21 protein-coding genes and 1 pseudogene are annotated in these 24212 nt (G+C 60.9%); 5 read left to right on the top strand and 17 right to left on the bottom strand.

All coding sequences use genetic code 11. From position 1 onward, the window contains the following. Positions 1-30 precede the first annotated feature (30 nt). The 9 genes from bamA to rpsB all read right to left on the bottom strand — a co-directional run bounded on the left by bamA (position 31) and on the right by rpsB (position 9913). The gene (bamA, locus tag IAE38_RS03865) at positions 31-2382 is read right to left on the bottom strand and encodes an outer membrane protein assembly factor BamA (RefSeq protein ID WP_201216041.1); all 2352 of its coding nucleotides are present in this window, start codon (positions 2380-2382) and stop codon (positions 31-33) included. A 74-nt stretch (positions 2383-2456) separates the two neighbouring features. Continuing rightward, a complete protein-coding gene (gene rseP / locus IAE38_RS03860; RefSeq protein WP_201216039.1) occupies positions 2457-3809 on the bottom strand; it encodes an RIP metalloprotease RseP in 1353 nt (450 codons plus the stop codon). A 67-nt stretch (positions 3810-3876) separates the two neighbouring features. After that, on the bottom strand, positions 3877-5067 hold the full coding sequence (gene ispC / locus IAE38_RS03855) for a 1-deoxy-D-xylulose-5-phosphate reductoisomerase (protein WP_201216037.1): 1191 nt from the start codon (positions 5065-5067) through the stop codon (positions 3877-3879). Beyond that, on the bottom strand, positions 5064-5879 hold the full coding sequence (locus IAE38_RS03850; protein WP_201161754.1) for a phosphatidate cytidylyltransferase: 816 nt from the start codon (positions 5877-5879) through the stop codon (positions 5064-5066). Before IAE38_RS03850 ends, ispC begins: the two co-directional genes overlap by 4 nt. Then, positions 5879-6634 carry a polyprenyl diphosphate synthase gene (gene uppS, locus IAE38_RS03845; protein ID WP_201161755.1) on the bottom strand — a complete coding sequence of 252 codons (756 nt, stop codon included), beginning with the start codon at positions 6632-6634 and terminating at the stop codon, positions 5879-5881. Before uppS ends, IAE38_RS03850 begins: the two co-directional genes overlap by 1 nt. Before the next feature lie 16 nt (positions 6635-6650). After that, entirely contained in the window at positions 6651-7208 is a 558-nt protein-coding gene (gene frr, locus IAE38_RS03840; RefSeq protein WP_028634982.1) for a ribosome recycling factor, read from the bottom strand. Then, on the bottom strand, positions 7205-7948 hold the full coding sequence (gene pyrH, locus IAE38_RS03835; RefSeq protein ID WP_028634981.1) for a UMP kinase: 744 nt from the start codon (positions 7946-7948) through the stop codon (positions 7205-7207). The genes frr and pyrH overlap by 4 nt, the downstream gene beginning before the upstream one ends. Before the next feature lie 180 nt (positions 7949-8128). Beyond that, positions 8129-8992, bottom strand: a complete 864-nt coding sequence (gene tsf, locus IAE38_RS03830; protein ID WP_028634980.1) for a translation elongation factor Ts — start codon at positions 8990-8992, stop codon at positions 8129-8131. Positions 8993-9175: 183 nt separating this feature from the next. Continuing rightward, complete coding sequence (gene rpsB / locus IAE38_RS03825) at positions 9176-9913, bottom strand: 30S ribosomal protein S2 (protein WP_028634979.1); 738 nt, start codon at positions 9911-9913, stop codon at positions 9176-9178. A gap of 299 nt (positions 9914-10212) precedes the next feature. On the opposite strand from rpsB, the gene map reads away from it, so the two are divergent. The 5 genes from map (at position 10213) to IAE38_RS03800 (ending at position 16600) form a co-directional block, all read left to right on the top strand. Continuing rightward, positions 10213-10995, top strand: coding sequence for a type I methionyl aminopeptidase (gene map, locus IAE38_RS03820; RefSeq protein ID WP_201161756.1), 783 nt, complete (start codon positions 10213-10215; stop codon positions 10993-10995). A 34-nt stretch (positions 10996-11029) separates the two neighbouring features. Further along, positions 11030-13729 carry a [protein-PII] uridylyltransferase gene (locus IAE38_RS03815; protein WP_201161757.1) on the top strand — a complete coding sequence of 900 codons (2700 nt, stop codon included), beginning with the start codon at positions 11030-11032 and terminating at the stop codon, positions 13727-13729. Positions 13730-13759: 30 nt separating this feature from the next. Beyond that, a complete protein-coding gene (gene dapC, locus IAE38_RS03810) occupies positions 13760-14953 on the top strand; it encodes a succinyldiaminopimelate transaminase (RefSeq protein ID WP_201216035.1) in 1194 nt (397 codons plus the stop codon). A 76-nt stretch (positions 14954-15029) separates the two neighbouring features. Continuing rightward, the gene (locus IAE38_RS03805) at positions 15030-15773 is read left to right on the top strand and encodes a peptidase M12 (RefSeq protein WP_201216032.1); all 744 of its coding nucleotides are present in this window, start codon (positions 15030-15032) and stop codon (positions 15771-15773) included. Between the two features lie 269 nt (positions 15774-16042). Next, positions 16043-16600, top strand: a complete 558-nt coding sequence (locus tag IAE38_RS03800; RefSeq protein ID WP_201216030.1) for a hypothetical protein — start codon at positions 16043-16045, stop codon at positions 16598-16600. A gap of 9 nt (positions 16601-16609) precedes the next feature. Here IAE38_RS03800 and IAE38_RS03795 read toward each other — a convergent pair whose 3' ends face one another. From IAE38_RS03795 to IAE38_RS03765, 8 genes and pseudogenes are all read right to left on the bottom strand, one after another. Then, positions 16610-18256 carry a Na+/H+ antiporter gene (locus IAE38_RS03795; protein ID WP_201216028.1) on the bottom strand — a complete coding sequence of 549 codons (1647 nt, stop codon included), beginning with the start codon at positions 18254-18256 and terminating at the stop codon, positions 16610-16612. A gap of 477 nt (positions 18257-18733) precedes the next feature. Next, positions 18734-19036, bottom strand: coding sequence for a hypothetical protein (locus tag IAE38_RS23840; RefSeq protein WP_236403455.1), 303 nt, complete (start codon positions 19034-19036; stop codon positions 18734-18736). Positions 19037-19101: 65 nt separating this feature from the next. Continuing rightward, positions 19102-19224: pseudogene (locus IAE38_RS24220) on the bottom strand (hypothetical protein); the annotation flags it as partial. A gap of 197 nt (positions 19225-19421) precedes the next feature. Next, a complete protein-coding gene (locus tag IAE38_RS03785) occupies positions 19422-20099 on the bottom strand; it encodes a hypothetical protein (protein WP_201216024.1) in 678 nt (225 codons plus the stop codon). 65 nt (positions 20100-20164) lie between these two features. Further along, on the bottom strand, positions 20165-20671 hold the full coding sequence (locus tag IAE38_RS03780; protein WP_201216022.1) for a DUF2514 domain-containing protein: 507 nt from the start codon (positions 20669-20671) through the stop codon (positions 20165-20167). After that, positions 20668-21114, bottom strand: a complete 447-nt coding sequence (locus tag IAE38_RS03775) for a structural protein P5 (RefSeq protein WP_201216021.1) — start codon at positions 21112-21114, stop codon at positions 20668-20670. The genes IAE38_RS03780 and IAE38_RS03775 overlap by 4 nt, the downstream gene beginning before the upstream one ends. Positions 21115-21172: 58 nt before the next feature. Beyond that, positions 21173-21940 (bottom strand): hypothetical protein, encoded by a 768-nt coding sequence (locus tag IAE38_RS03770; protein ID WP_201216019.1) that lies wholly within the window; start codon positions 21938-21940, stop codon positions 21173-21175. 9 nt (positions 21941-21949) lie between these two features. Further along, the gene (locus tag IAE38_RS03765; protein ID WP_201216017.1) at positions 21950-24202 is read right to left on the bottom strand and encodes an SGNH/GDSL hydrolase family protein; all 2253 of its coding nucleotides are present in this window, start codon (positions 24200-24202) and stop codon (positions 21950-21952) included. Between the last annotated feature and the right edge of the window lie 10 nt (positions 24203-24212).

Genomic DNA, 24212 nt, shown 5'->3' with positions numbered 1-24212 from the left:
TAAACCGTTGTCGTTAAGCAAGGGCCGACCTTAGAAGGTCTGGCCCAGAGAGAATTGGAACACCTGGGTGTCGGCATCGTCCGGCTTCTTGATCGGCATCGCCAGGCTGAAGCTCAGCGGGCCCAGGGCGGTGATCCACGTCACACCCACACCGACCGAACTGGCCATGTCGGAGAAGCCGACCTTGGCGCAATCGGGCTTCTTGCCGCAATTGGTGTCGAACACGTTACCCACATCCCAGAACACCGAGGTCCGCAGGGAACGCTGATCCTTGATGAACGGCATCGGGAACAGCAGTTCTACGCCGCCCTGCACCAGGACGTTGCCGCCGAAGGGTAGCGGGTCTTGGTCTGGATCAAGAAGCGTGCCATTGGCCTCATTGAGCTTACTCGGCGTACTGCGTGGCCCCAGGCTGCTGTCTTTAAAGCCGCGGACAGAGTTGAAACCACCCGCGTAGTAGTTCTCGTAGAACGGCAGGCCAGAGGTACCGCCGAAGCCGTCACCGTAGCCCAGCTCAGTGTGCAGACGCAGGGTGTAGTTCTGGCTGAGGGGCTTGAACAGCTGGCCACGGTAGTCCAGTTTGTAGAACGACAGGTCACTGCCTGGAATGGTCGACTCCAGGGTCAGGCTCTGGGAGTGGCCACGGGTCGCCAGCACACCTTTGTTCAGCGTGGATTCAGACCAGCCGATCGACGCTTTGAAGTTGGTGAAGCTTTTGCCTTCCTTGTTGATGAAATCGAAGATCTCATCAACCGTGTACTTACCGGTTTTCAGCTTGTCCTGCTGCACGCTCAAGCCATAGGTCAGGCGCGACGTTTCGCTGATCGGGTAACCCAGGCTGACGCCGGCACCCAGGCTGTCCACCGCATAGCTCGCCACGTCGACATCGAGGTCATCGTAGTTGGTGCTGCGGTAGAAGGCGTTGTAACCCAGGCTCACGCCGTCGGCAGTGAAGTAGGGGTCCACAAAGCCGAAGTTGTAGCGGGTCTGGTATTCGGAACGGGTTAGGCCAACGGAGACCTTGTTACCAGTACCCAGGAAGTTGGTCTGGCTGATCGAACCACCCAGGATCAGGCCCGCACTCTGGGCGAAACCGACGCTGGCGGTGATCGAACCGGACGCCTGCTCTTCGACGCTGTAGTTCACGTCGACCTGGTCATCGGTACCCGGCACAGGCGGGGTCTCGACGTTCACATCCTTGAAGAAGCCCAGGCGTTCAAGGCGGGTCTTGGACTGGTCGATCAGGTAGGTCGAAGCCCAGCCGCCTTCCATCTGGCGCATCTCGCGGCGCAGCACTTCGTCTTCGGTCTTGGTGTTACCACGGTAGTTGATGCGGTTGACGTAGGCGCGTTTGCCCGGGTCTACCACGAACATGATGTCGACCGTGTGGTCCTGGTCGTTCGGCTGCGGTACGCCGTTGACGTTGGCGAAGGTGTAGCCTTCGTTACCCAGGCGGCGGGTGATCAGCTCGGACGTGCTGGTCATGACCTTGCGCGAGAACACCTGGCCCGGCTGCACCAGCAGCAGCGACTTGACCTGGTCTTCCGGCACCTTCAGGTCACCGGACAGCTTCACGTCACGAACGGTGTATTTCTCACCTTCGTTGATGTTGACGGTGATGTAGACGTGCTTCTTGTCTGGCGTGATGGACACCTGGGTAGAGGCGATATCCATGTTGATGTAGCCGCGGTCCAGGTAGTAGGAACGCAGACGCTCCAGGTCACCGGACAGTTTTTCGCGGGCATACTTGTCGTCGTTCTTGAAGAACGACAGCCAGTTGGTGGTTTTCAGTTCGAACAGCTGCTGCAGGGTTTCGTCATCGAACACGTTGTTGCCAACGACGTTGATGTGCTGAATGGCAGCGACGGTGCCTTCGTTGATCTTGATCTTCAGCGCCACGCGGTTGCGCGGCTGCGGCACCACTTCGGCGTCGACCTCGGCCGAGTAGCGGCCCTGGGCCACGTATTGGCGCTGCAGCTCGTTACGCACACCTTCAAGGGTGGCGCGCTGGAAGATTTCACCTTCGGCCAGGCCCGACTGTTTCAGGCCTTTCATCAGGTCGTCGGTGCTGATCGCCTTGTTGCCTTCGATCTCGATGCTCGACACCGACGGGCGCTCGACCACGTTGATGATCAGAACATTGCCATCACGGTTCAGCTCGATGTCCTGGAAGAACCCGGTCTTGAACAGCGAGCGGGTAGATTCCACCAGACGACGGTCATCGGCCTGGTCGCCCACGTTGAGCGGCAAGGCACCAAAGACGCTGCCGGCGGAAACCCGCTGCAGGCCGTTGACTCGGATATCGGAGATGGTGAAGGACTCGGCGTGAACTTCAGCGATCATCAGTGCGGAGAGGACCGCAGTTAGCAGCAGACGTTTCATGAAGTCCTTTTATTCCAACTGGCAATAAACAACCTGCCGTCATGAACGACAGGTTTCGCAATTGAGCGAAGCTTTTATAGTCGACCCAGATCGTTGATCAGGGCGAGCAGCATCACCCCCAAGACCAAACTGATACCGATCTGGACCCCCCAACCTTGTACCCGGTCCGACAGCGGGCGACCGCGCGCCCATTCGACCAGGTAGAACAGCAAATGCCCCCCATCCAGTACCGGGATGGGCAGCAGGTTAAGAACCCCCAGGCTTATGCTCAGGTAGGCCAGGAAATTCAGGAAATCCCCTACGCCGGACTGGGCTGAAGCGCCCGCCACTTTAGCAATGGTTATCGGTCCACTCAAGTTTTTTACCGAGAGCTCACCGAACAGCATTTTCTTCAGGGACTGCAGCGTCAGCACGCTCATGTTCCAGGTGCGCGACAAGCCCTCGCCAACCGCCTCCAGCGGGCCGTAGCGCACCTCACGCAGCATCGATGCTGGCCACTCGCCACCCTTCACCCCAGCCCCCAGGTACCCCGCAGCCGCACTGCCCTCGCCCTTGCGGCCCAAGGTGACCGGCAGGTCAAGCACGGCGCCGTCGCGCTGCACGCGCACTACCACCTTGGCGTCGGGACGGGCACGCACGCTGTCGACCACTTGCTGCCATTCAGCCACCGGCTTGCCATCGATGCTCAGCAGGGTGTCACCGGTTTTCAGGCCTGCGGCCCCTGCCGGGCCCTTGCTGTCGATTTCGGCCAACACCGGCACGATGGCCGGCCGCCAGGGGTTTAAGCCCAACGACTGGATCGGGTCGGGCTCATCAGCGCCTTTCAGCCAGCTGTCGAGTTTCACCTGACGTTGCTGTTCTGCGCTGGCGCCCTCGTCCCGCACACCCACTTGCAACGTGCCACTTTCACCCAGCCGGCGCACCAGCTGGAGGTTGACCGCCGACCAGCCGTTGGTCGGTTTCCCGTCGATGGAAACGATTTCCTGCCCGGCAACCAGCCCGGCAGAGGCCGCCAGGCTGCCCGCGTCTACGGCCCCGATCACCGGGCGTATCTGCTGGCTACCCAGCATGGCCAGAATCCAGAAGAACAGGATTGCCAACAGGAAGTTGGCAATCGGGCCGGCAGCCACGATCGCAATGCGCTGCCCCACCGGTTTGCGGTTGAACGATTGCCCTGCCAGCGAGGGCGGCACATCTCCCTCGCGTTCGTCGAGCATTTTCACGTAGCCGCCCAGCGGGATGGCCGCTATCACGAACTCGGTGCCATGGCGGTCATGCCAGCGCACCAGCGGCATACCGAAGCCGACCGAAAACCGCAGCACTTTTACACCGCAGCGCCGCGCTACCCAGAAGTGGCCGAATTCGTGGAAGGTGACCAGTACACCCAGGGCAACGAGGGTGCCGATAATCATGTAGAGCGCTGTCATGTCCATCTCCGAATGATGTGCAGCGGGCCGGCCTACACCGGCCCCTCATTACCTGGTCAAACTGGTATCAGCGCCCGTGACGCCTCAGCCATTCGCGGGCAAGCTCGCGGGCGCGCTGGTCGGCGGCAAACACCGCAGCCAGTGACGGCAGTGGCACGACCGGCTCCTGGTCCAGGACCTGTTCGATCATACTCGCGATATCCGGAAAGCGGATACGGCGGGCCAGAAATGCCTCGACCGCCACTTCGTTGGCCGCATTGAGCACAGCCGGGGCGCTGTGGCCCGCTTCTGCAGCCTGACGCGCCAGGCGCAGGCAGGGGAAACGCAGCTCGTCCGGCGCCTGGAAGTCCAGGCGGGCGATGCTGAATAGATCCAGCGGGGCAACCCCTGACGCTATCCGCTCCGGCCAGGCCAGGGCATTGGCGATGGGCGTACGCATGTCCGGGTTACCCAGCTGCGCCAGCACCGAACCGTCGACATAGTCGACCAGCGAGTGGATCACACTCTGCGGGTGCACCACCACTTCGACGTCGGCCGGCGCGGCATCGAACAACCAGCACGCCTCGATCAGCTCCAGGCCCTTGTTCATCATGCTGGCCGAGTCTACGGAAATCTTGCGCCCCATGGACCAGTTCGGGTGTGCACAGGCCTGCTCGGGGGTAACCTCGAGCAGCGCCTCGGCGGGCGTCTCACGGAACGGCCCACCCGATGCGGTCAGCAGGATGCGGCGAACACCCACGGCGCCGAGGCCCCGTGCGTAATCGGCCGGCATGCACTGGAAGATCGCGTTGTGCTCGCTGTCGATGGGCAGCAGTACCGCGCCGGAGCGCCTGACTGCGTCCATGAACAGGGCGCCCGACATCACCAGCGCTTCCTTGTTGGCCAGCAACACCTTCTTGCCCGCCTCGACCGCTGCCAGGGTGGGGCGCAGCCCAGCGGCGCCAACGATAGCCGCCATCACGGCGTCAACCTCCGAAGCCGAGGCCACCTGGCAAAGCCCTGCCTCGCCCTCGAGCACTTCAGTGGCACACCCGGCAGCCGCCAGGCTGCTGCGCAACCGTGAGGCGGCCTCAGCCTCCGGCACCACCGCAAACACCGGGCGATGGCGCACGCACAGCTCAAGCAGCTCGTCGATGCGTGAGTACCCGGTCAGCGCGAACACCTGGTAGCGGTCCGGGTGCCGCGCGATCACATCCAGCGTACTCAGGCCGATAGAGCCGGTGGCACCGAGCACGGTGATCCGCTGCACAGCACTCACATCACACCCCATTCAGCAGCCCACAGCAGCACGGCGAACAGCGGAATGGCAGCGGTCAGGCTGTCGATACGGTCCAGCACACCACCGTGGCCCGGCAGCAGGTTGCTGCTGTCCTTGATGCCCGAGCGGCGCTTGAACATGCTCTCGGTCAGGTCGCCCACCACCGATGCCATCACCACCAGCGCAGCACCGACCAGGCCCAGCAGCACCTCGCCCACGCCCCACTCACGGCTGATGCCAACGGCCAGCGTGATGACCAGGCTCACCGCCAGGCCACCATAAACGCCCTCCCAGCTCTTGCCCGGGCTAACGTGCGGGGCCAGCTTGCGCTTGCCGAATGCTCGGCCAGAGAAATAGGCACCGATATCCGCCGCCCACACCAGTACCATCACCGACAGGATCAGCCAGTTGCCCAGTGGCCAGTGCTTGAGCAGCACCAGGCCCTGCCAGGCTGGCAGCAGCACCAGCAGGCCGATCAACAAACGGCAGGCGGCACTGGCCCACAGCTCACTGGTGCGCGGGTAGGTCAGTACCAGCCAGGTAGCCAGCCCCCACCAGATCACCGCCGCACCGAGCACCCAAGGGGCCAGTTCCGGCAACACGTAGAGCAGCATCAGCGCCCCGGCAACCACCAAGGCATAGGCGATACGCAGGGGCTGGGCCATCAGCCCGGCCAGGCGCGCCCACTCCCACGCACCGAGCGTTACCACCAGGCCGATGAACAGGGCGAAGTCACCCCCTTCGAGCAGGAAGAACCCACCCAGCGCTATCGGCAACAGGATCAGCGCGGTAATGATGCGTTGTTTAAGCATTAAGCACGAGCTCCAGCCTCGACCTGCTCGCTGGTCTTACCAAAGCGGCGCTGGCGCGAAGCGAAATCGGCCAATGCCTTACGCATGGCCTCGTGTTTGAAGTCCGGCCAGAAAAGGTCGGAGAAATACAGCTCGGCGTAGGCCAGCTGCCAAAGCAGGAAATTGCTGATGCGGTGCTCGCCCCCCGTTCGGATGCACAAGTCGGGCAACGGCAGATCGCCCGTGGACAGGCAGGTTTGCAGCAGGCCCGGAGTGATGTCGTCAGGGCGCAGATGCCCGGCCTGCACCTCCCGCGCAAGCCGCTGGGCCGCCTGGGCGATATCCCATTGCCCGCCATAGTTGGCCGCGATCTGCAGGATGAAACGGTTGTTGCCGGCAGTCAGTGCCTCGGCCTCGCGCATGGCGGCCTGCAGCTCAGGGTGGAACCGCGAGCGGTCGCCAATGATGCGCAGGCTGATGTTGTTCTCGTTCAGCCGCCGGGCCTCCCGGCGCAACGCCGAGAAGAACAGCTCCATGAGGGCACCGACCTCCTCGGCCGGCCGCTGCCAGTTTTCACTGGAGAAGGCGAACAGCGTGAGCACCTCGACACCCGCCTCGGCGCACACTTCGATGACCGCACGAACGGCGTCCACACCCGCCTTGTGGCCGGCAACCCCGGGCAACAGGCGGCGTTTCGCCCAGCGGTTGTTGCCGTCCATGATGATCGCGACGTGACGCGGCACCGAACACGGCACCGCTGGCTTGGTCTTTTCCATCAAAAAAAACCTGGCCTCAGACGGCCATCAGGTCCTTTTCCTTGGCCTTGAACGCAGCATCGACCTCGGCAACGAACTTGTCGGTCAGCTTCTGGATTTCATCGGCCGCGCGACGCTCTTCGTCCTCGCTGATTTCCTTGTCCTTGGTCAGCTTTTTCAGGTCTGCCAGGGCATCGCGGCGCACGTTACGCACAGCTACCTTGGCATCCTCGGCCACGCCACTGGCCTGCTTGGTATAGCCTTTGCGGGTTTCTTCGGTCAGGGCAGGCATCGGCACGCGTATGGTAGTGCCAGCGCTCGACGGGTTCAGGCCCAGGTCCGAGGTGAGGATAGCCTTCTCGATAGCCGCGCTCAGGTTCTTGTCATGGGCGACGATCTTCAAGGTGCGAGCGTCTTCGACGCTGATCGCAGCAACCTGGTTCAGCGGCATCTCGCTACCCCAGGCAGGCACCTTGACGCTGTCCAGGATGCTTGGGTGGGCGCGACCGGTGCGGATGGCCGCCAGGTTGCGAGCCAGGGCCTCCAGGGACTTGCCCATGCGGTCCTGAGCGTCTTTCTTGATGTCGTTGATCATGCTTGGCCTTCCTCGATCAAAGTGCCTTCAGCGCCGCCCACCACGATATTCAGCAGGGCGCCAGGCTTGTTCATGTTGAATACCCGCAATGGCATCTTGTGGTCACGGCACAGGCAGATTGCGGTCAGGTCCATCACACCCAGCTTGCGATCCAGAACCTCGTCATAGGTCAGGCGATCGAACTTCTCGGCATGCGGGTCCTTGAATGGGTCAGCAGTGTACACACCATCGACCTTGGTCGCCTTCAGCACCACGTCGGCATCGATTTCGATGGCGCGCAGACAGGCTGCGGAGTCGGTGGTGAAGAACGGGTTGCCGGTACCGGCGGAGAAAATTACCACATCCCCGGAGTTGAGGTGACGGATAGCTTTGCGGCGGTCGTAGTGGTCGGTGACACCCACCATGGAAATGGCCGACATGACCAGCGCCGGGATATTCGAACGCTCCAGGGCATCGCGCATCGCCAGGGCGTTCATCACCGTGGCCAGCATGCCCATGTGGTCGCCGGTAACGCGGTCCATGCCGGCAGCGCTCAGTGCGGCGCCGCGGAACAGGTTGCCACCGCCGATGACCAGGCCCACCTGAACACCGATCCCAACCAGCTGGCCCACTTCAAGGGCCATGCGATCGAGCACCTTCGGGTCGATCCCGAAGTCTTCCGAGCCCATCAGGGCCTCGCCGCTAAGTTTGAGCAAAATGCGTTTATAGCGAGGTTGGCGACCACTCACCTGCTGAGCCATTGCGAGTCTCTCCTGCGGCGTACTGTAGAAAATTCGTGCGGGCTGTTTGCAGCCTGCTAACTGTAGCGTGGCACCGGGTAGGCGCCAGCGGCGGCAGGGTTCGATGAACCCCTCGCCGTTTTGACAAAGAGGCCGCGCGCGTGAGCGGGCAGCCTCTTCGGGGCGACAGACGGGGCTGTCTTACTGCTTGGCAGCAGCTACTTGAGCAGCCACTTCGGCAGCGAAGTCGTCAACCGGCTTCTCGATACCTTCGCCGACCTTGAAGTAGGTGAAGGAAACGATTTCTGCACCGGCTTTTTTAGCCAGGGCGCCCACTTTGACTTCTGGATCCATGACGAACGCCTGCTCTTTCAGCGAGGCTTCAGCCTTGAACTTGGAAATACGGCCGTTGATCATGTTCTCAACGATGTTTTCCGGCTTGCCGGCGATCTTGTCGGCGTTCAGTTGCAGGAACACGCCCTTCTCACGCTCGATGGCTTCAGCGGAGATTTCCGACGAGTCCAGGAACTCAGGGTTCGACGCTGCAACGTGCATGGCGATGTTCTTGGCCAGCTCGACGTCACCGCCTTGCAGAACAACAACGGCGCCGATCTTGTTGCCGTGCAGGTAAGCACCAACCACGTCACCTTCAACACGCACCAGGCGGCGGATGTTGACGTTTTCGCCGCACTTGGCTACCAGGGCTTCACGGGCAGCTTCACGCGAGGCGATCAGCGGGGCTGCGTCGGTCAGCTTCTGGGCGAAGGCTTCTTCCAGGCTTTCGGCCACGAAGTTCTTGAAGTCGTCTTGCAGAGCCAGAAAGTCGGTCTGCGAGTTCACTTCCAGCAGAACGGCGGCTTTGCCGTCGGTCTTGACGGCGATAGCGCCTTCAGCAGCCACGTTGCCAGCCTTCTTGGCGGCCTTGATGGCGCCGGAGGCACGCATGTCGTCAATGGCTTTTTCGATGTCGCCGTCGGCCTTTTCCAGGGCCTTCTTGCAATCCATCATGCCTTCGCCGGTACGCTCGCGCAGTTCTTTTACCAGCGCTGCAGTAATTGCTGCCATTTCAAAATCCTCTTGGAAAGTTTTTCAACCATTCCACCCGTTGCTCACGGGCGTTCAATTCTGCGAATCCGCTGTTGTGTTCAGCCAGCCCATGATGCGGGGCCATCGCTGACAGCAGGATTTCAAGGTGGCAAAAAGGGGGCAGAGCCCCCTTTTTGCGTGCCAAGTCGACGCTAGCGTCTATTACTCGGCAGCCGGTGCAGCCGCTTCTTCAGCGTAGACTTCGGTGCCGCCAGCAACGTTGTTGCGGCCACGGATCACAGCGTCAGCCATGGAAGTCATGTACAGCTCGATAGCGCGAATGGCGTCATCGTTACCTGGGATGATGTAGTCAACACCTTCCGGGCTGCTGTTGGTATCGACAACGCCGATAACCGGGATACCCAGTTTGTTGGCTTCGGTGATCGCGATGCGCTCGTGATCAACGTCGATGACGAACAGAGCGTCAGGCAGACCACCCATGTCCTTGATGCCACCCAGGCTGCGGTCCAGTTTTTCCAGATCGCGGGAGCGCATCAGGGCTTCTTTCTTGGTCAGCTTGGCGAAGGTGCCGTCATCGGCCTGGGTTTCCAGGTCGCGCAGACGCTTGATCGAAGCGCGGATGGTCTTGTAGTTGGTCAGCATGCCGCCCAACCAACGGTGGTCAACGTACGGCGAACCGCAACGAGCAGCTTGCTCGGCGACGATCTTGCCGGCGGAACGCTTGGTGCCGACGAACAGGATCTTGTTCTTGCCCTGGGCCAGGCGCTCAACGAACGACAGTGCGTCGTTGAACATCGGCAGGGTTTTTTCCAGGTTGACGATGTGGATCTTGTTGCGCGCGCCGAAAATGTACTTGCCCATTTTCGGGTTCCAGTAACGGGTCTGGTGGCCGAAGTGCACACCGGCCTTCAGCATATCGCGCATGTTGACTTGGGACATGATAGTTCCTTGATAAGTCGGGTTGGGCCTCCACGTATCCCAATGACCAACCCGCGAGTTCTGCAACTCGGGGCACCCAGGCCATCGTGTCGACACGTGTGTGGGTTTGTGTGCAGACGGGCCTGGGCCCGAAAGCGGCGCATGTTATACCACAGTGCGCGCGCAAACGGAACCTGAAAACTGCCCCCGCGCTGCAGGCGCCCTGCCATGACTGAAACAGCCTGAACCCCGCAGCTCTGTTAGAATGATGGCTTTCCTGTTTTAGCGCGCCGCGTGCGGCGCAGTGAAGAGAGCCTGTAATGACCGTCACCATCAAGACTGCAGAAGACATCGAGAAGATGCGCATCGCCGGCCGTCTGGCTGCCGAGGTGCTGGAAATGATCGAAGAGCACGTCAAGCCCGGCGTCACCACCGAAACCCTCGACCGCCTGTGCCACGACTACATCGTCAACGTGCAGCAGGCCATTCCGGCGCCGCTCAACTACAAGGGCTACCCCAAGTCGATCTGCACCTCCATCAACCACGTGGTCTGTCATGGTATCCCCAACGACAAACCACTCAAAGACGGTGACACACTGAACATCGACATCACCGTGATCAAGGACGGCTACCACGGCGACACCAGCCGCATGTTCCATGTGGGTACCGTGCCGCAGTGGGCCGAACGGCTGTCACGCGTCACCCAGGAATGCCTGTACAAGGCCATCGAACTGGTGAAGCCAGGCTGCCGCCTGGGCGATATCGGCGAAGTGATCCAGAAGCACGCTGAAAAGAATGGTTTTTCCGTGGTGCGCGAGTTCTGCGGCCATGGCATCGGCAAGGTGTTCCACGAAGAGCCGCAGATTCTGCACTACGGCCGTGCCGGCACGGGCATGGAGCTTAAAGAAGGCATGACCTTCACCATCGAGCCGATGATCAACCAGGGCAAGGCCGACACCAAGGTACTGGGCGACGGCTGGACCGCCATCACCAAGGACCGCAAGCTTTCGGCGCAGTGGGAACACACCCTGGTGGTCACCGCCACAGGCTACGAAATCTTCACCCTGCGCAAGGACGACACCATCGCGCGCATCTCGGCCTGAACAGGCACAGCCCACACCACAGGAGCGTGACCCGATGCCACAGGTGGACCCCGAACTGTTCGACCGCGGCCAGTTCCAGGCAGAACTTGCCCTGAAGGCCAGCCCTGTGGCTGCCTTCAAGAAGGCCATCCGCCAGGCCGGCGAGGTGCTGGACAAGCGTTTTCGCGCCGGCAGCGCCATTCGCCCGCTGATCGAAGCACGCGCCTGGCTGGTGGACAACGTGCTGCAACAGGCCTGGAACCAGTTCGACTGGGGTGACCACAGCGGCATCGCACTGGTCGCCGTCGGCGGTTACGGGCGCGGCGAACTGCACCCGCATTCGGATATCGACCTGCTGATACTGCTGGGCGCGGCAGAACATGAACAGTACCGCGATGCCATTGAGCGGTTTCTCACGCTGCTGTGGGACATAGGCCTGGAAGTGGGCCAGAGCGTGCGCACCGTCGATGAGTGCGCCGAACAGGCCCGTGCTGACCTCACGGTCATCACCAACCTGATGGAAAGCCGCACCATCACCGGCCCCGAGGCCTTGCGCCAGCGCATGCTCGAGGTCACCAGCACCGCGCACATGTGGCCCAGCCGGGAGTTCTTCCTGGCCAAGCGCGCCGAACTCAAGGCGCGCCACCACAAGTACAACGACACCGAGTACAACCTGGAGCCCAACGTCAAGGGTTCACCCGGGGGCCTTCGTGACATCCAGACGGTGCTGTGGGTAGCACGCCGCCAGTACGGCACACTCAACCTGCACGCCCTGGCCGGCGAAGGGTTTCTACTGGAAAGCGAAAACGAGCTTCTGGCCTCGTCCCAGGACTTCCTGTGGCGGGTGCGCTATGCCCTGCATATGCTGGCAGGCCGCGCCGAAGACCGCCTGCTGTTTGACCATCAGCGCAGCATCGCCGCCCTGCTGGGCTACAGCGATGACAACCCGAAGCGCGCCATCGAGCAGTTCATGCAGCAGTACTACCGGGTGGTGATGAGCATCAGCCAGCTGTGTGACCTGATCATCCAGCACTTCGAAGAAGTGATCCTGGCCGATGACGACAGTGGTACCACCCAGCCGCTGAATGCACGGTTCCGCCTGCATGACGGCTACATCGAGGCCGTGCGCCCCAATGTGTTCCGGCGTACCCCGTTCGCCATGCTGGAAATGTTCGTGTTGATGGCCCAGCACCCCGACATCAAGGGCGTGCGGGCAGATACCGTGCGGCTGCTGCGCGAGCACCGGCACCTGATCGACGACAGTTTCCGTACCGATATCCGCAACACCAGCCTGTTCATCGAACTGTTCAAGTGTGAAATCGGTATCCACCGCAACCTGCGGCGCATGAACCGCTACGGCATCCTCGGGCGCTACCTGCCGGAGTTCGGCCTGATCGTGGGGCAGATGCAGCACGACCTGTTCCACATCTATACGGTCGACGCCCACACGCTCAACCTCATCAAACACCTGCGTAAACTGCAGTACACGCCGGTGTCCGAGAAATTCCCGCTGGCCAGCAAGCTCATGGGGCGCCTGCCCAAGCCTGAGCTTATTTACCTGGCCGGTCTTTATCACGATATCGGCAAGGGTCGCCAGGGTGACCACTCCGAGCTGGGCGCAGTGGATGCCCAGGCGTTCTGCGAGCGCCATCAATTGCCCGCCTGGGACAGCCGGCTGATCGTCTGGCTGGTGCAGAACCACCTGGTCATGTCCACCACGGCCCAGCGCAAGGACCTGTCAGACCCGCAGGTGATCCACGATTTCGCCCTGCACGTGGGCGACGAAACGCGGCTGGACTACCTGTATGTGCTGACCGTGGCCGATATCAACGCCACCAACCCCAGCCTGTGGAACTCGTGGCGGGCCAGCTTGCTGCGCCAGTTGTACACCGAAACCAAGCGTGCCTTGCGCCGCGGCCTGGAAAACCCGCTGGACCGCGAAGAGCAGATTCGCCAGACCCAGTCCGCCGCCCTGGATATCCTGGTGCGCCAGGGTATCGACCCGGACGACGTCGAGCAGCTGTGGTCGCAGTTGGGCGATGACTACTTCCTCAAGCACAATGCAGCCGACGTTGCCTGGCACAGCGATGCGATCCTGCAGCAACCTGCTGACGGCGGGCCACTGGTGCTGATCAAGGAAACCACTCAACGCGAATTCGAGGGTGGCACGCAGATTTTCATCTACGCCCCCGACCAACACGACTTCTTCGCGGTGACCGTGGCGGCGATGTCGCAGTTGAACCTGAACATTCATGATGCGCGCATCATCACCTCCAGCAGCCAGTTCACCCTCGACACCTATATCGTGCTGGACAACGACGGCGGCGCGATCGGCGACAACCCACAGCGGGTCCGGCAGATTCGCGATGGCCTCACCGAGGCGCTGCGCAACCCGGAAGACTACCCGACCATCATTCAGCGCCGGGTGCCGCGCCAGCTCAAGCATTTCGATTTCCCGCCCCTTGTGACCATCCTCAACGATGCCCAGCGGCCAGTCACCATCCTTGAGATCACCGCTCCCGACCGCCCGGGGCTGCTGGCCCGGCTGGGGCGCATTTTCCTCGAGTTCGACCTGTCGCTGCAAAACGCCAAGATCGCCACCTTGGGCGAACGGGTGGAAGACGTGTTCTTCATCACCGACGCCGACAACCAGCCACTGTCCGACCCACAGCTGTGCAGCCGCCTGCAGGAGGCCATCGTGCAGCAGTTGCAAGCCGGCCAAGCCAGCACACCCCCTGCACGCGTGACTTTTTGACGACCAGACGATTGACGAGACCTTGCGCCAATGAACCATGCCTTGACCCAGCTCCAGCCCTACCCCTTCGAAAAGCTTCGCGCCCTGCTGGCCAGCGTTTCACCTGCGGCGGACAAACGTGCAATCGCCCTGTCGATCGGCGAACCCAAGCACACCTCGCCGGCGTTCGTGGCCCAGGCGATGGCAGACAACCTCGACAAGCTGGCGGTGTACCCCAGCACCCTGGGCCTGCCAGCCTTGCGCCAGGCGATCGGCCAATGGTGCGAGCAACGCTTTGGCGTGCCAGCGGGTTGGCTGGATGCCGACCGCCACATCCTGCCGGTCAATGGCACCCGCGAAGCGTTGTTCGCTTTCACCCAGGCAGTGGTGAACCGCAGCGATGACGGCCTGGTGGTCAGCCCCAACCCGTTCTATCAAATCTACGAAGGTGCCGCCCTGCTCGCCGGTGCGACCCCGCATTACCTGCCATGCCTGGAAGATAACGGTTTCAACCCCGATTTCGATGCCGTGCCGGCAGAGGTCTGGCAGCGCTGCCAGGTGCTGTTCCTGTGCTCGCCAGGCAACCCAACCGGCGCCCTGGTGCCCCTCGACACTTTGAAAAAGCTGATCGCGCTGGGTGACGAACACGACTTCGTGATTGCCGCCGACGAGTGTTACAGCGAGCTGTACTTCGACGAAGAGGCGCCACCTCCTGGGCTGCTGACCGCCTGTGCCGAACTGGGGCGCAGCGATTTCAAGCGCTGTGTGGTGTTCCACAGCCTGTCCAAACGCTCCAACCTGCCGGGCCTGCGTTCAGGTTTCGTCGCGGGCGATGCCGACATCATCAAGCCCTTCCTGCTGTATCGCACCTACCATGGCTGCGCCATGCCGGTGCAAACCCAGATGGCCAGCATCGCCGCCTGGCAGGACGAAGCCCATGTGCGGGCCAACCGCGACCAGTACCGGGCCAAGTACGACGCTGTGCTGGACATTCTTCAGCCGGTGATGGACGTGCAACGCCCCGATGGCAGCTTCTACCTGTGGGCAAAGGTGCCCGGTGATGATGCCGCGTTCACCCGCGACCTGTTTGCGTCCCAGCATGTGACGGTGGTCCCGGGTTCGTACCTGTCCCGCGAGGTACATGGCGTAAACCCGGGCGCAGGGCGTGTACGCATGGCGCTGGTAGCGCCGCTGGCAGAATGTATCGAGGCGGCTGAGCGGATTCGGGCTTTCCTTACGGCGTAAAAAGGCGGTGCATAGTTGAGGCATGCACGGGCACCCCATGATCGAGACTCAAGCGCTCAGATCAGGAGAACCTCGCATGCTTCCACTGCCCTTTTGCCGCTGCCGTACCGATAAAGACCCGCAGCTTTCCTATGAGAACGCCATCGCCATCAACCCGCTGAACGCCTTGGCCAGCGCCTCGTCCGCTCGCCGTAAAAAACGCTCGGTTGCCGAACACGGCAAGCTTTGGCCGACAGGCAGCACACTCAATATCGCGTTTCTGGGCGCACCGGCGCCCGAGCTCAGGGAAGCCATTATTGATGTCGCGGTCGGTTGGCTGGCCTACGGCAACCTTCGCTTCCGCTTCATGAAGAACAACGCCCCTGAAGCAGATATCACCATCCTGACCACCCACGAAAGAGGGCCGATCAACGAATGTTCGATCGGCACCGACTGCCTGCTGGACCGACCTGCCGAGTCAATGGTGCTGACGGTCAGGCCGGATAATGGCGAATACTTCACCAATACCGTTTTGCATGAGTTTGGTCATGCCTTGGGCGCACAGCATGAGCACCAGCATCCGGATGCCCGAATCCCCTGGAACAGGCAGCGCTTGCTGGAACTGCACACAGGGGCAGGTGGCTGGACTGAGCAGGATGTCGATGAACAGTATTTCAACCCATTGGAGATCTCAGGTTTATTGATGACTGACTATGACCCCCTGTCCGTCATGCACTACCCGGTTTCCCCGGCACTCACTGACGGCTTGTTCGAGATACCGCTCAATACCGAGCTGAGCGAGAAAGACAAAACCTTCATGCGCCTTGCCTACCCGTATTGAACATGGGGTAACCGGGCTGCACTCAGCGCTAACTATCTACCGCCGCATAGCCACCCAAGGCCCGCACCATGGTGCTTTCTTCACAGGAGACATCCACCATGGTCACTTCCAGACTCCCTCAGCGCCTGGACCAACTGTCGCCCGCTCAGTCCAGGGCTCTCGCCTTCAAAGAAAGCCCGCGGAATCTGCGGTCGGGCAGCCTTCTCACCCGCTCCATGGGCCCCACCGGCAAACTGTGGCAGCCAGGCCGACTGCTCAGGGTGTCATTCGTGAGTAACGGCCGCGAGGCGCTCAAAGCCCGCATCTACGAACTGGGCCGTTCCTGGATCGACCTGTCGGGCGCCAACCTGCTCATGGAGCGGGTCGAAGATAATGACCAGAGCGCCGAGATCAGGATTTGCTGTGCCCCCGAGGCCTACCTGAACGGTACGCACTTGGGCACCAATATCCTCGAGAGTGGCTCGCCCAACCTGATGTTGTGCTTCGAACCCGGTGAAGAGCTGTTCGAATTCACGGTGCTGCACGAATTCGGCCATATCTTCGGCCTGGACCACGAACATCAGCACCCGGAAGCCGACATCCCATGGAATGACCGGGCCATGCAGTACTACGCCAGAGAGTTGGGCGGGGCAAGCGAAGAAGAAGTTCGCAAGCAGGTGTTCAACAAACGCCCGTCCGCCGACCTCGTCAACATTGGCTACGATCCCCATTCGGTGATGCACTACCCGGTAGAACCCTTCCTGACCACCAACGGCTGGCGGGTGGGCATCAACGCCGAACTGAGTGAAAAGGACCTTTCATTCATGCGTGAAGCCTACCCACACTGACTCGTACGGCTATCGAACGTGCCCCAGGTTCGCCTCGCTCATGTCCAGCTCGCCCAGCACCTGGCGCACGACCTCATCACCTACCAGGTGCTGGCGATGCAGACTATACAGTTCAAGCCGCTGGGCGCGCAGTGCGCGCAAGCGCAACCGCCGCTCCAGCTGATCCATCTGCTCGGCCAGCGCCTTGGCTTCGGCGCTGTCGTTGTAGCTGTCCAGTTCATCACGGTATTCGGCCATCAGCCGGGCCTTGAGCTCCGTCGCCAAGGTGGCCTGGGCGGCGTCCTGGGGTGCACTGCTGTCAATGACCTCTTCTGCTTCCAAGGCGTGGATCGCGGCCTCGGCGGTGCGGCGCCAGGCCTCCTGCACCTCTTGATGCAAACGCTCGTCCGGGCTCTTGGTCACGCCGCGCAGCAACAGGGGCAGCGCGATGCAGGCACTGATCAGTGACAGCAAAATGACACCCGCGGCAATGAAGATCAGCAGGTCCCGCTCAGGGAATGCCTTGCCTGCCCCCATCAGCAGCGGGATGGACATGACGCCGGCCAGGGTCACCGCACCCCGCACGCCGCCCACCGTAAGCAGCCAGCAGGACCGCGCGGTGGGCATCAGCACCAGTGCCGGCTTGCCACGCCAGTGGCGGATAACGCCGATCGCGCGCCAGATACTCTGCACCCAGATGAACCGTAGCAGAATCAGCGCGGCAAAGATCGCCACCACGTCCAGGCAGCGCCAGGCCAGGGTCGGCCACAGGGTAGCTTCGTGGCTGACCACCGCCTTTATGATGTCCGGTAATTGCAGGCCCAGCAGCAGGAAAATAAGGCCATTGAAGGCGAACTCCAGCAGCGACCAGACACTGCGGTTGAGCAGGCGGGTGGTGGTTTGGCGAGGCAGCAGGTCCAGCCAGCTCTGCATCATGCCTGCCGCCACAGCCGACAGGATGCCCGACACCCCCAGGCGCTCTGCCAGAACGTAGGCCGCGAAAGGCAACAGCAGCATGAACACCACATGGGTGGCAGGGTCGTCCCAGCCACGGGCGATCATCCAGGCGCGCAAGCGGCCGACCAGCCAGCTGAGGGCCACCCCCACTGCCAGCCCGCCCAGGGCCACCAATACGAAGCTGAAGCTGGCGTCTGCCAGCGAGAACACACCGGTAATCGCCGCTGCCAGGGCGAATTTGAAGGTCACCAGGCCTGAGGCATCGTTCATCAGCGCCTCGCCCTGCAACATGTGCATCAGCGGGGTGGGCAAGCGGTCCTGGGTGATGGCTGAAACAGCCACGGCGTCGGTCGGCGAAAGCACCGCCGCCAGGGCGAACGCTACTGCCAGCGGGATACTCGGCAGCAGCCAGTGGATGAAGTAACCCGCCCCGACCACGGTGAACAACACCAGCCCGACGGCCAGCGCTACCACCGGCCCGCGCATGCGCCACAGTTCACGCTTGGGGATGCGCCAGCCATCGGCGAACAGCAGCGGCGGCAAGAACAGGAACAGAAACAGTTCTGGGTCCAGCGCCACGTGCAGGCCAAGGGTGGGCCAGGCCAGCAAGGCACCGGCCGCGATCTGCACCAGTGGCAGGGGGAGTGGAACCATGCGGCCGACCAGCTTCGACACACTGACCAGTGTCAGCAGAATGAGGACGGTATAAGCGGACTGCATCCGTTCGGGTTTCCTTTTGAGCAGTAACGGCGACAAAAGGCGAAACATCGCCTTTGAAACAATATGTTAGCGGCCTCCTGAATGGCAAAACCGCTGCACCATGGTCGTAAAAGACCATTGAATATGTAACATGATGATGCTTCGGTGACAGCAGGGTCGATTCGTTCCCCAGGATTACAGCGGGTGCAGCCAGCGCTGCCCAGCCCCATCACGTCCCCACCCGTGGCACTTGTAGAACCGTTCCCGCATAATCCCGTGGTTAACATGATAAACGGAGAGGTTGGGGTAGCCTGTGACCCCAATGTGCACAATGACCTACACGCTCTATGGCATCAAAGCCTGGGACGCGCTAGTAAAGTTGTGAAACTCCAATAGAATCAATGCCTTGAGCCAATTTCGGCGCCTTTCAATGGCGCCGTTTTTGTTCGTTTCAGCCCCAATAGAATCAGGCGTTTACGGATGTATTTTGGGGAAGATTTACGCAACGATATCCTTCCGCGGCGTCCTGCCGACAACGATCCGTCCTGGATCCGGCTCCCTAAATCTTTCATGTTGAAACAACCCGATGTGCCAGGCCTCCTCGTGCTCGAGAAGCCCCCACTCCCTCGCCGCCTCAGCCAGCTCAAGCATGTCGGACAGATCAGCAGCATCGATTTCGCGACGGCGGTGCGCTGCGTACGCCATCTCGGCAAGCACGGCTGCGCGCCCGTCAGGGTCACTGACAAGCGCGTATCTGTCGTTCAGCTCGGCTACCCAGGCTGGTGGAAGATCATCGGTCATGGCACACCAGTACTGTATATTTGACCAGTATGGTATGGCGAGGAAGGCGCCCGGGCAACTGCCGGTCAGCGGCAAGCACCCGCTGCGGCTTCGAGCAGTCGTTCGTAACCAATGCGTTGTCGTCGCTCAGCCAGCAATGCCCGGACCTTCACCTCCAGGCTGTCGCTTTTGCGCAGGCCGGCAGTTGACTAGGCCGGAACCGCCACCTAAGGCGCGCGGCGAGACGATCGCATGGGATGGTCACGCTATTCTTTCGGCGTAGAATAAGGATAAAGTACAAAAGGGCGAATACTTTATATCGATACAGTATTGCGCCTCAATAGTACCTCACCGATAACGGGGGCCGTATGCCTTACTGCAGCAATTTCGATGAATGAATCAAATATTATAAAATAGGCTGCCTTACCAAGTTCTCAACATATTTATCACCACCTGAATTAAACATTCCGTTACACCATCGCGCATAAGCCTCAATCGACCAGGAAATATATTCAAAATGAGCGGCGAGTGATATTTTGGGCTGCTTGCCAGCCAGCATTTTAACCGCAGGATACCCACAAGCTGTAAATTCAAAATCTCTATCTGAATATGCATTGTTATGAACATAACAATTTCTTAACTCGATCAGCCCACTCCAACCATTGAAATCATCCTCTGAAATTATTTCCAATCGATAGCTTTGCTCAAATATATAACTCAAGTACGTCCTACCCCGACCCTTATTAGGAACAGGACTAAGCTCAACCAATATGGCTGCTTTCGAACAAAACTCGAATCCAGAAAGGGCAGCGATTAATTGAGAAATTAAGATCTCGGAAAGTCGCCTCCAGTTCTCAGAAATTACAACCTCTCTAGAAACCTCCGATGGCACTTCCCTTGCCCTGCCCCAGTCATGCCAATAATACGTAAAAATCTCGTGCGACATAATATTTCGATTGCACGCCATATTGAAGGCACTTATAGGCACCGAATCTGTTTGAAACCCAAAAGATTTCACATACGAAGCATTCAGCTCGACTAAACGCTGATGAAGCTCCAGTTGCTTAACCAGGACCTCTTCCATGACGTTTTCTCTTTTCGGAAAAAACAATACTTATACACAAAACGAAAAGGGAAACCAAAAGTCCCTCACCTTTTGCGTGGAGCAATCAAGGCATCGTACTCGCGCTCACACTGCCGGCCTGCGATTCTGGCCTGATCAAGGTTTTTCGCCAGCTCTCGATTCGTTGCGACAGACCGGCTGAGCAGGTCGGAGAGCACCATGGCGGCGCGGGTGGCTGTCTGGCTTCGGGCGACAGCGGCGGTATCCGGGCCGGGGCAACTGACGGCGGCGGCGAACTGGTCGGCGTCATGCTGCAGCCGCTGACCAGCAGCATCGGCGCCAGCAGCACCAGCATCAGCCACCTGGTGTTGTTCGTGTGCATGAGCTCTCGCCTCCTCCTGCGCCTGGGCGCGTCGTTCTTCTTCCTGCCTGGCTCCGCGTTCGCCGATGACTTCAGCAAGACGGTCGCCGCTATCGCGCTGGGCCGCGGTTTGGCCGGCCTGTGCCTTCTCGACGCTTCGGCCGTGTTCGTAGGCACCCCAGTGGCTGGACACCAAGACCAAGCCAGCCGCTAAGCCAACCCAGGGACTCATGCCAACGCCCGCCGCACGCCTTCGTCGATCACCTCGGCCTTGTAGGGGTTGCCACCGTTCTCGTGCACGATGATGCCCACCACCAGTTCACGCAGGATCTGCGGCTTGGAGATGTCTATCGAGTCACGCACGCCGACACCCAGGCGCTTGGCGATGGCCTGGGCGTAGGCATTGGTGTCGTTCTCGCTTGCAGGCGCCCAGCGGCTGATGAATTCGAGCGGGGTATCGATACCGGGCCGGCCCACCCCGGGCATGCCATCCTTGCCCCGGTAGTTGAGCAGCAGCTTACCCAGGGCACGGATGCCGTTCTCTGGCTGGTCAAAGCGGGCAAAGCGCGGCTTGGCTACTCCCACCTCCAGACCGAGCTGGCCCTGCCAGGCGTTGCGAGGGTTGTAATCGATGTTCCCTGGGTTGTTATTGCGGACACCGCGAGGTGTGGTCATAGGTTTTCTCCAGGCGTAAAAAAGCCCGCGCATGGCGGGCCGAGTTGGGTGCGGCGGATCAGGCCGGGCGGGCGCGCATCGCCACGTAATCTGCAAGCGCGGCCTGCAGCGCGGCATCGGCTGCAGTGTTGATGTCGAACAGAGCCACGAAGTCCAGCAGGCCCAAGAATGGGAACCTGCTCAGGTCAGACAGCTTGAAGGTGACCGTGCCAGCTGCTGTACCAGGGGAAGTTTTATTGGTGCTCCCAGTCCCGGGGATGTTCAGGTAGTTGACCTTTGCTGATGCATCATGCCGTGCAATCACTGGCTGAAACACGCTCTCAGACGCGACGTTCTGGTAAACAGTGTCCGTCGCCTCGAAGAACGCAGCAGCAGACGCAGCGTTATTTTTGCGGCTGAAGATACCGGCAGTCTTGGTCATGTCCGCTTCTAGAATGTCGCCGCAGACATTCATTATCGAGCCATAGGTATCTGGCTTGAAGACCGCAACCATGGTGTACGCCTTGCCCAGGTCCAGTGCGTAGCCGGTCAGCCGGTACTCGGTGGCCGCGGTGAAGCGGGCTGCCTTGCCGCCACTGATCGTGTTATCCACCAGGCGCGCCGGTGTGCCGCCTGCGGCAACCAGCGGCAGGCCTCCCGCCTTCCAGTTGGCAAAGGACTGGATGGCGCCATCGGCGTCGTACACGATGGCATCGGCGCCATCGAGACGCCAGGCGCCGATGCAGTTCGCATGGTTGGCGATCAGCGCCTGGAAGTCGCGGATGCGTGGCAGGGAGGGGTTGCCGAAGCTCACGCCCTCGAGTTTTACAGATTTCCCATACAACATGTGATCACCTCAAAGGAAGCAGCTGGCCAGGGCCTCGCCCTGCTTTCGGTACTCGTAGGGGCCTGGGTGGTTGGCAAAGTTGGCACGGACCAGCGAATAGTCGGAGAGTCCGAGGTAGCCCCGGTTCTTGCCCATGTAGAACAGTTCGTTTGGCATGAAGGCCACGTCGAGGCGGTCGGCGCATTCGCGCAGCCGACGCTGCACCAAGTGCCAGCTTTCATCGGTGAACGATGCGCTGTATGGGCCAACCTGGTGTGGGCCCACCACGATCACGTCAGCGCCGGCGGCCTTGATGGCCAGCACGATCTGCTCGATGTCGTTGACGTAGGTCAAATCCGTCCGGTCGTTCATACCGAACGCCAGGATAACGAGGTCGGGAGTTCGAAAGCCTGCTGGGTTGAGCATGGCCGCAAGCCGCGTAGGGTTGCGCCCACCCTGCCCTGCGGTTCCAGCCGTGGTGGTGGCGATACCTTGGTTGAGGTAGATCACCTCCTTGGCACCCGGCACGCGGTCGGCAGCGAAGGTGTAGCCATAGCCGGACACGATCTTGTCGATCACTGACCAGTTCGGAGAGGTCTTGTACCGTTCCTCACCGTTTACCGTGACCTTGCCGACGGTAGCCAGGTAGGTGTCGCGGAAGTCTGATTCGAAGGCGGACATCAGGTAGTCACCCTGGAATGCCAGGGTGTCGACACCGGCCCGGTTCGGCGCATAGGCCGCATCCGTCCCGCGCGCACCGCCGAGTGCCGTGTTGCTGTCACCGTAGCCAGTAACGATTACGCCCTCGCCCCGATTGAGCTTGCACAGGAATCGACGCAGCCGGTAGCGGTTGGACTCGATCAGCCTGGCCATCTCGCCCGACGTTGCCCGGTTGCGCACGCCACGCCAGCCGCTGATATCGATCAGGTCCTTGATCGCGCCGCCCACCACGTAGGCCATATACAACCCGATGTCACCCTGCTGCAGCTTGGGCCGGTAAGCGTCCTCCTGGGCAGTGATGCGCCGCTCGGTACCCTGGCGAACCACCACGTTTCGGGTCAGGTCGTTGTAGGCGATCAGGTCGTACCGCTCCTTGTGGCCCACGAAATTCACCGTCACCGAGAGCGCCGCGCCAGAAGACACGCGCACCAGTTTGCCGTTCTCGGTGTAGGCGTAATCGACGCCTGCGACAAGTTCCTTGTTGTCAGCCTGGTTGATGACCGAAACGATCTGCACGCTGGAATAACCGAGCCACTTCGCTGCATCAACTTTCAAGAACTCAGTGATAGGCATCGACACTGGCACGATGTAGGCCAGCAAATAATCGGTCACCTTTTCCGTCACGTCCGTCGCAGCGGCCAGGGTGACCGCATTCAATGCGAAGTTCTTGTCACCCGTTCGAATCAGGCTTCTCCCCAGCGTCACTGTGAGTCCGCTGACACTGGCGCCGCGCACAACGTAGGACGATACCGCAGATACAGACTCTGGAGACGGCGCGGCGATGAACTCTCCGTAGGCGTTGACGCCGTAGCCGACGAAGCCGTTCTTATCGACGACGCCATCAACGATAGTTCCGGTGTCCTCGATTGGTGTAACTCGTGGCGTGGACGTTTGCAGAACTTCAATCTGCTCAGATGCCCCGGCGCCATAAAACGTGCCATCTGGTCGCACACCAAACGATACGAAGCCCTTTTCATCTGTCACTGAGAATGAAAAGTCATCATCATTCACATTTCTTGCAGGCAGCGTCGAGCCGTAGACATCCACCAAGGCAGAAACCTTCTTTGCGCTGAGTGCGGCATCTTCAGCATTCGCCTTGGTGGCGGCGCTCTCCTTCTCCACTGCCTGGGCCATCCCCTGAACCTGCGTCAGGCTTGCCTCTACAGACGCGGCGCTCTCGGCTGTGAACTGCTCGGATAACCCAGCAGCCACTTGGCTGTTGGCTGCGGCCTGCTGGCTTAAAGCCGCCGCCTGGCCGCTTGCAACGGCCTTCCCGGCAGCCTCAGAGGCCAGGTTCTTGGCCTCCTCGACAGTGGCGCTTGCGATTACCACCTCGCTGCGAGCCTGCTCAATCACCTGCGCACTGGCAGAAACTTGCTCTGCCTTCGTCACTACGGTGTCGACCTGCGACTTGACTTGGCTGGCGTTCGAATCGACCTGAGCAGCCAGGGTTTTCACGTCGGCCAAATCGCCCTTCGTGGCCTCCCGGGCCTCTTGCACTTGGCCCAACATCTGCACCGCTGCGTCGATCTCAGGCCCCGTATGGGCGCTCTCATAAGCCATGGGTTTTTCT

Source organism: Pseudomonas sp. S32 (genome assembly GCF_016648095.1).
Taxonomy (GTDB): Bacteria; Pseudomonadota; Gammaproteobacteria; order Pseudomonadales; family Pseudomonadaceae; genus Aquipseudomonas; species Aquipseudomonas parafulva.
Note: the sequence above shows the minus strand (reverse complement) of the source record. Positions and strands in the feature narration are given on the sequence as shown.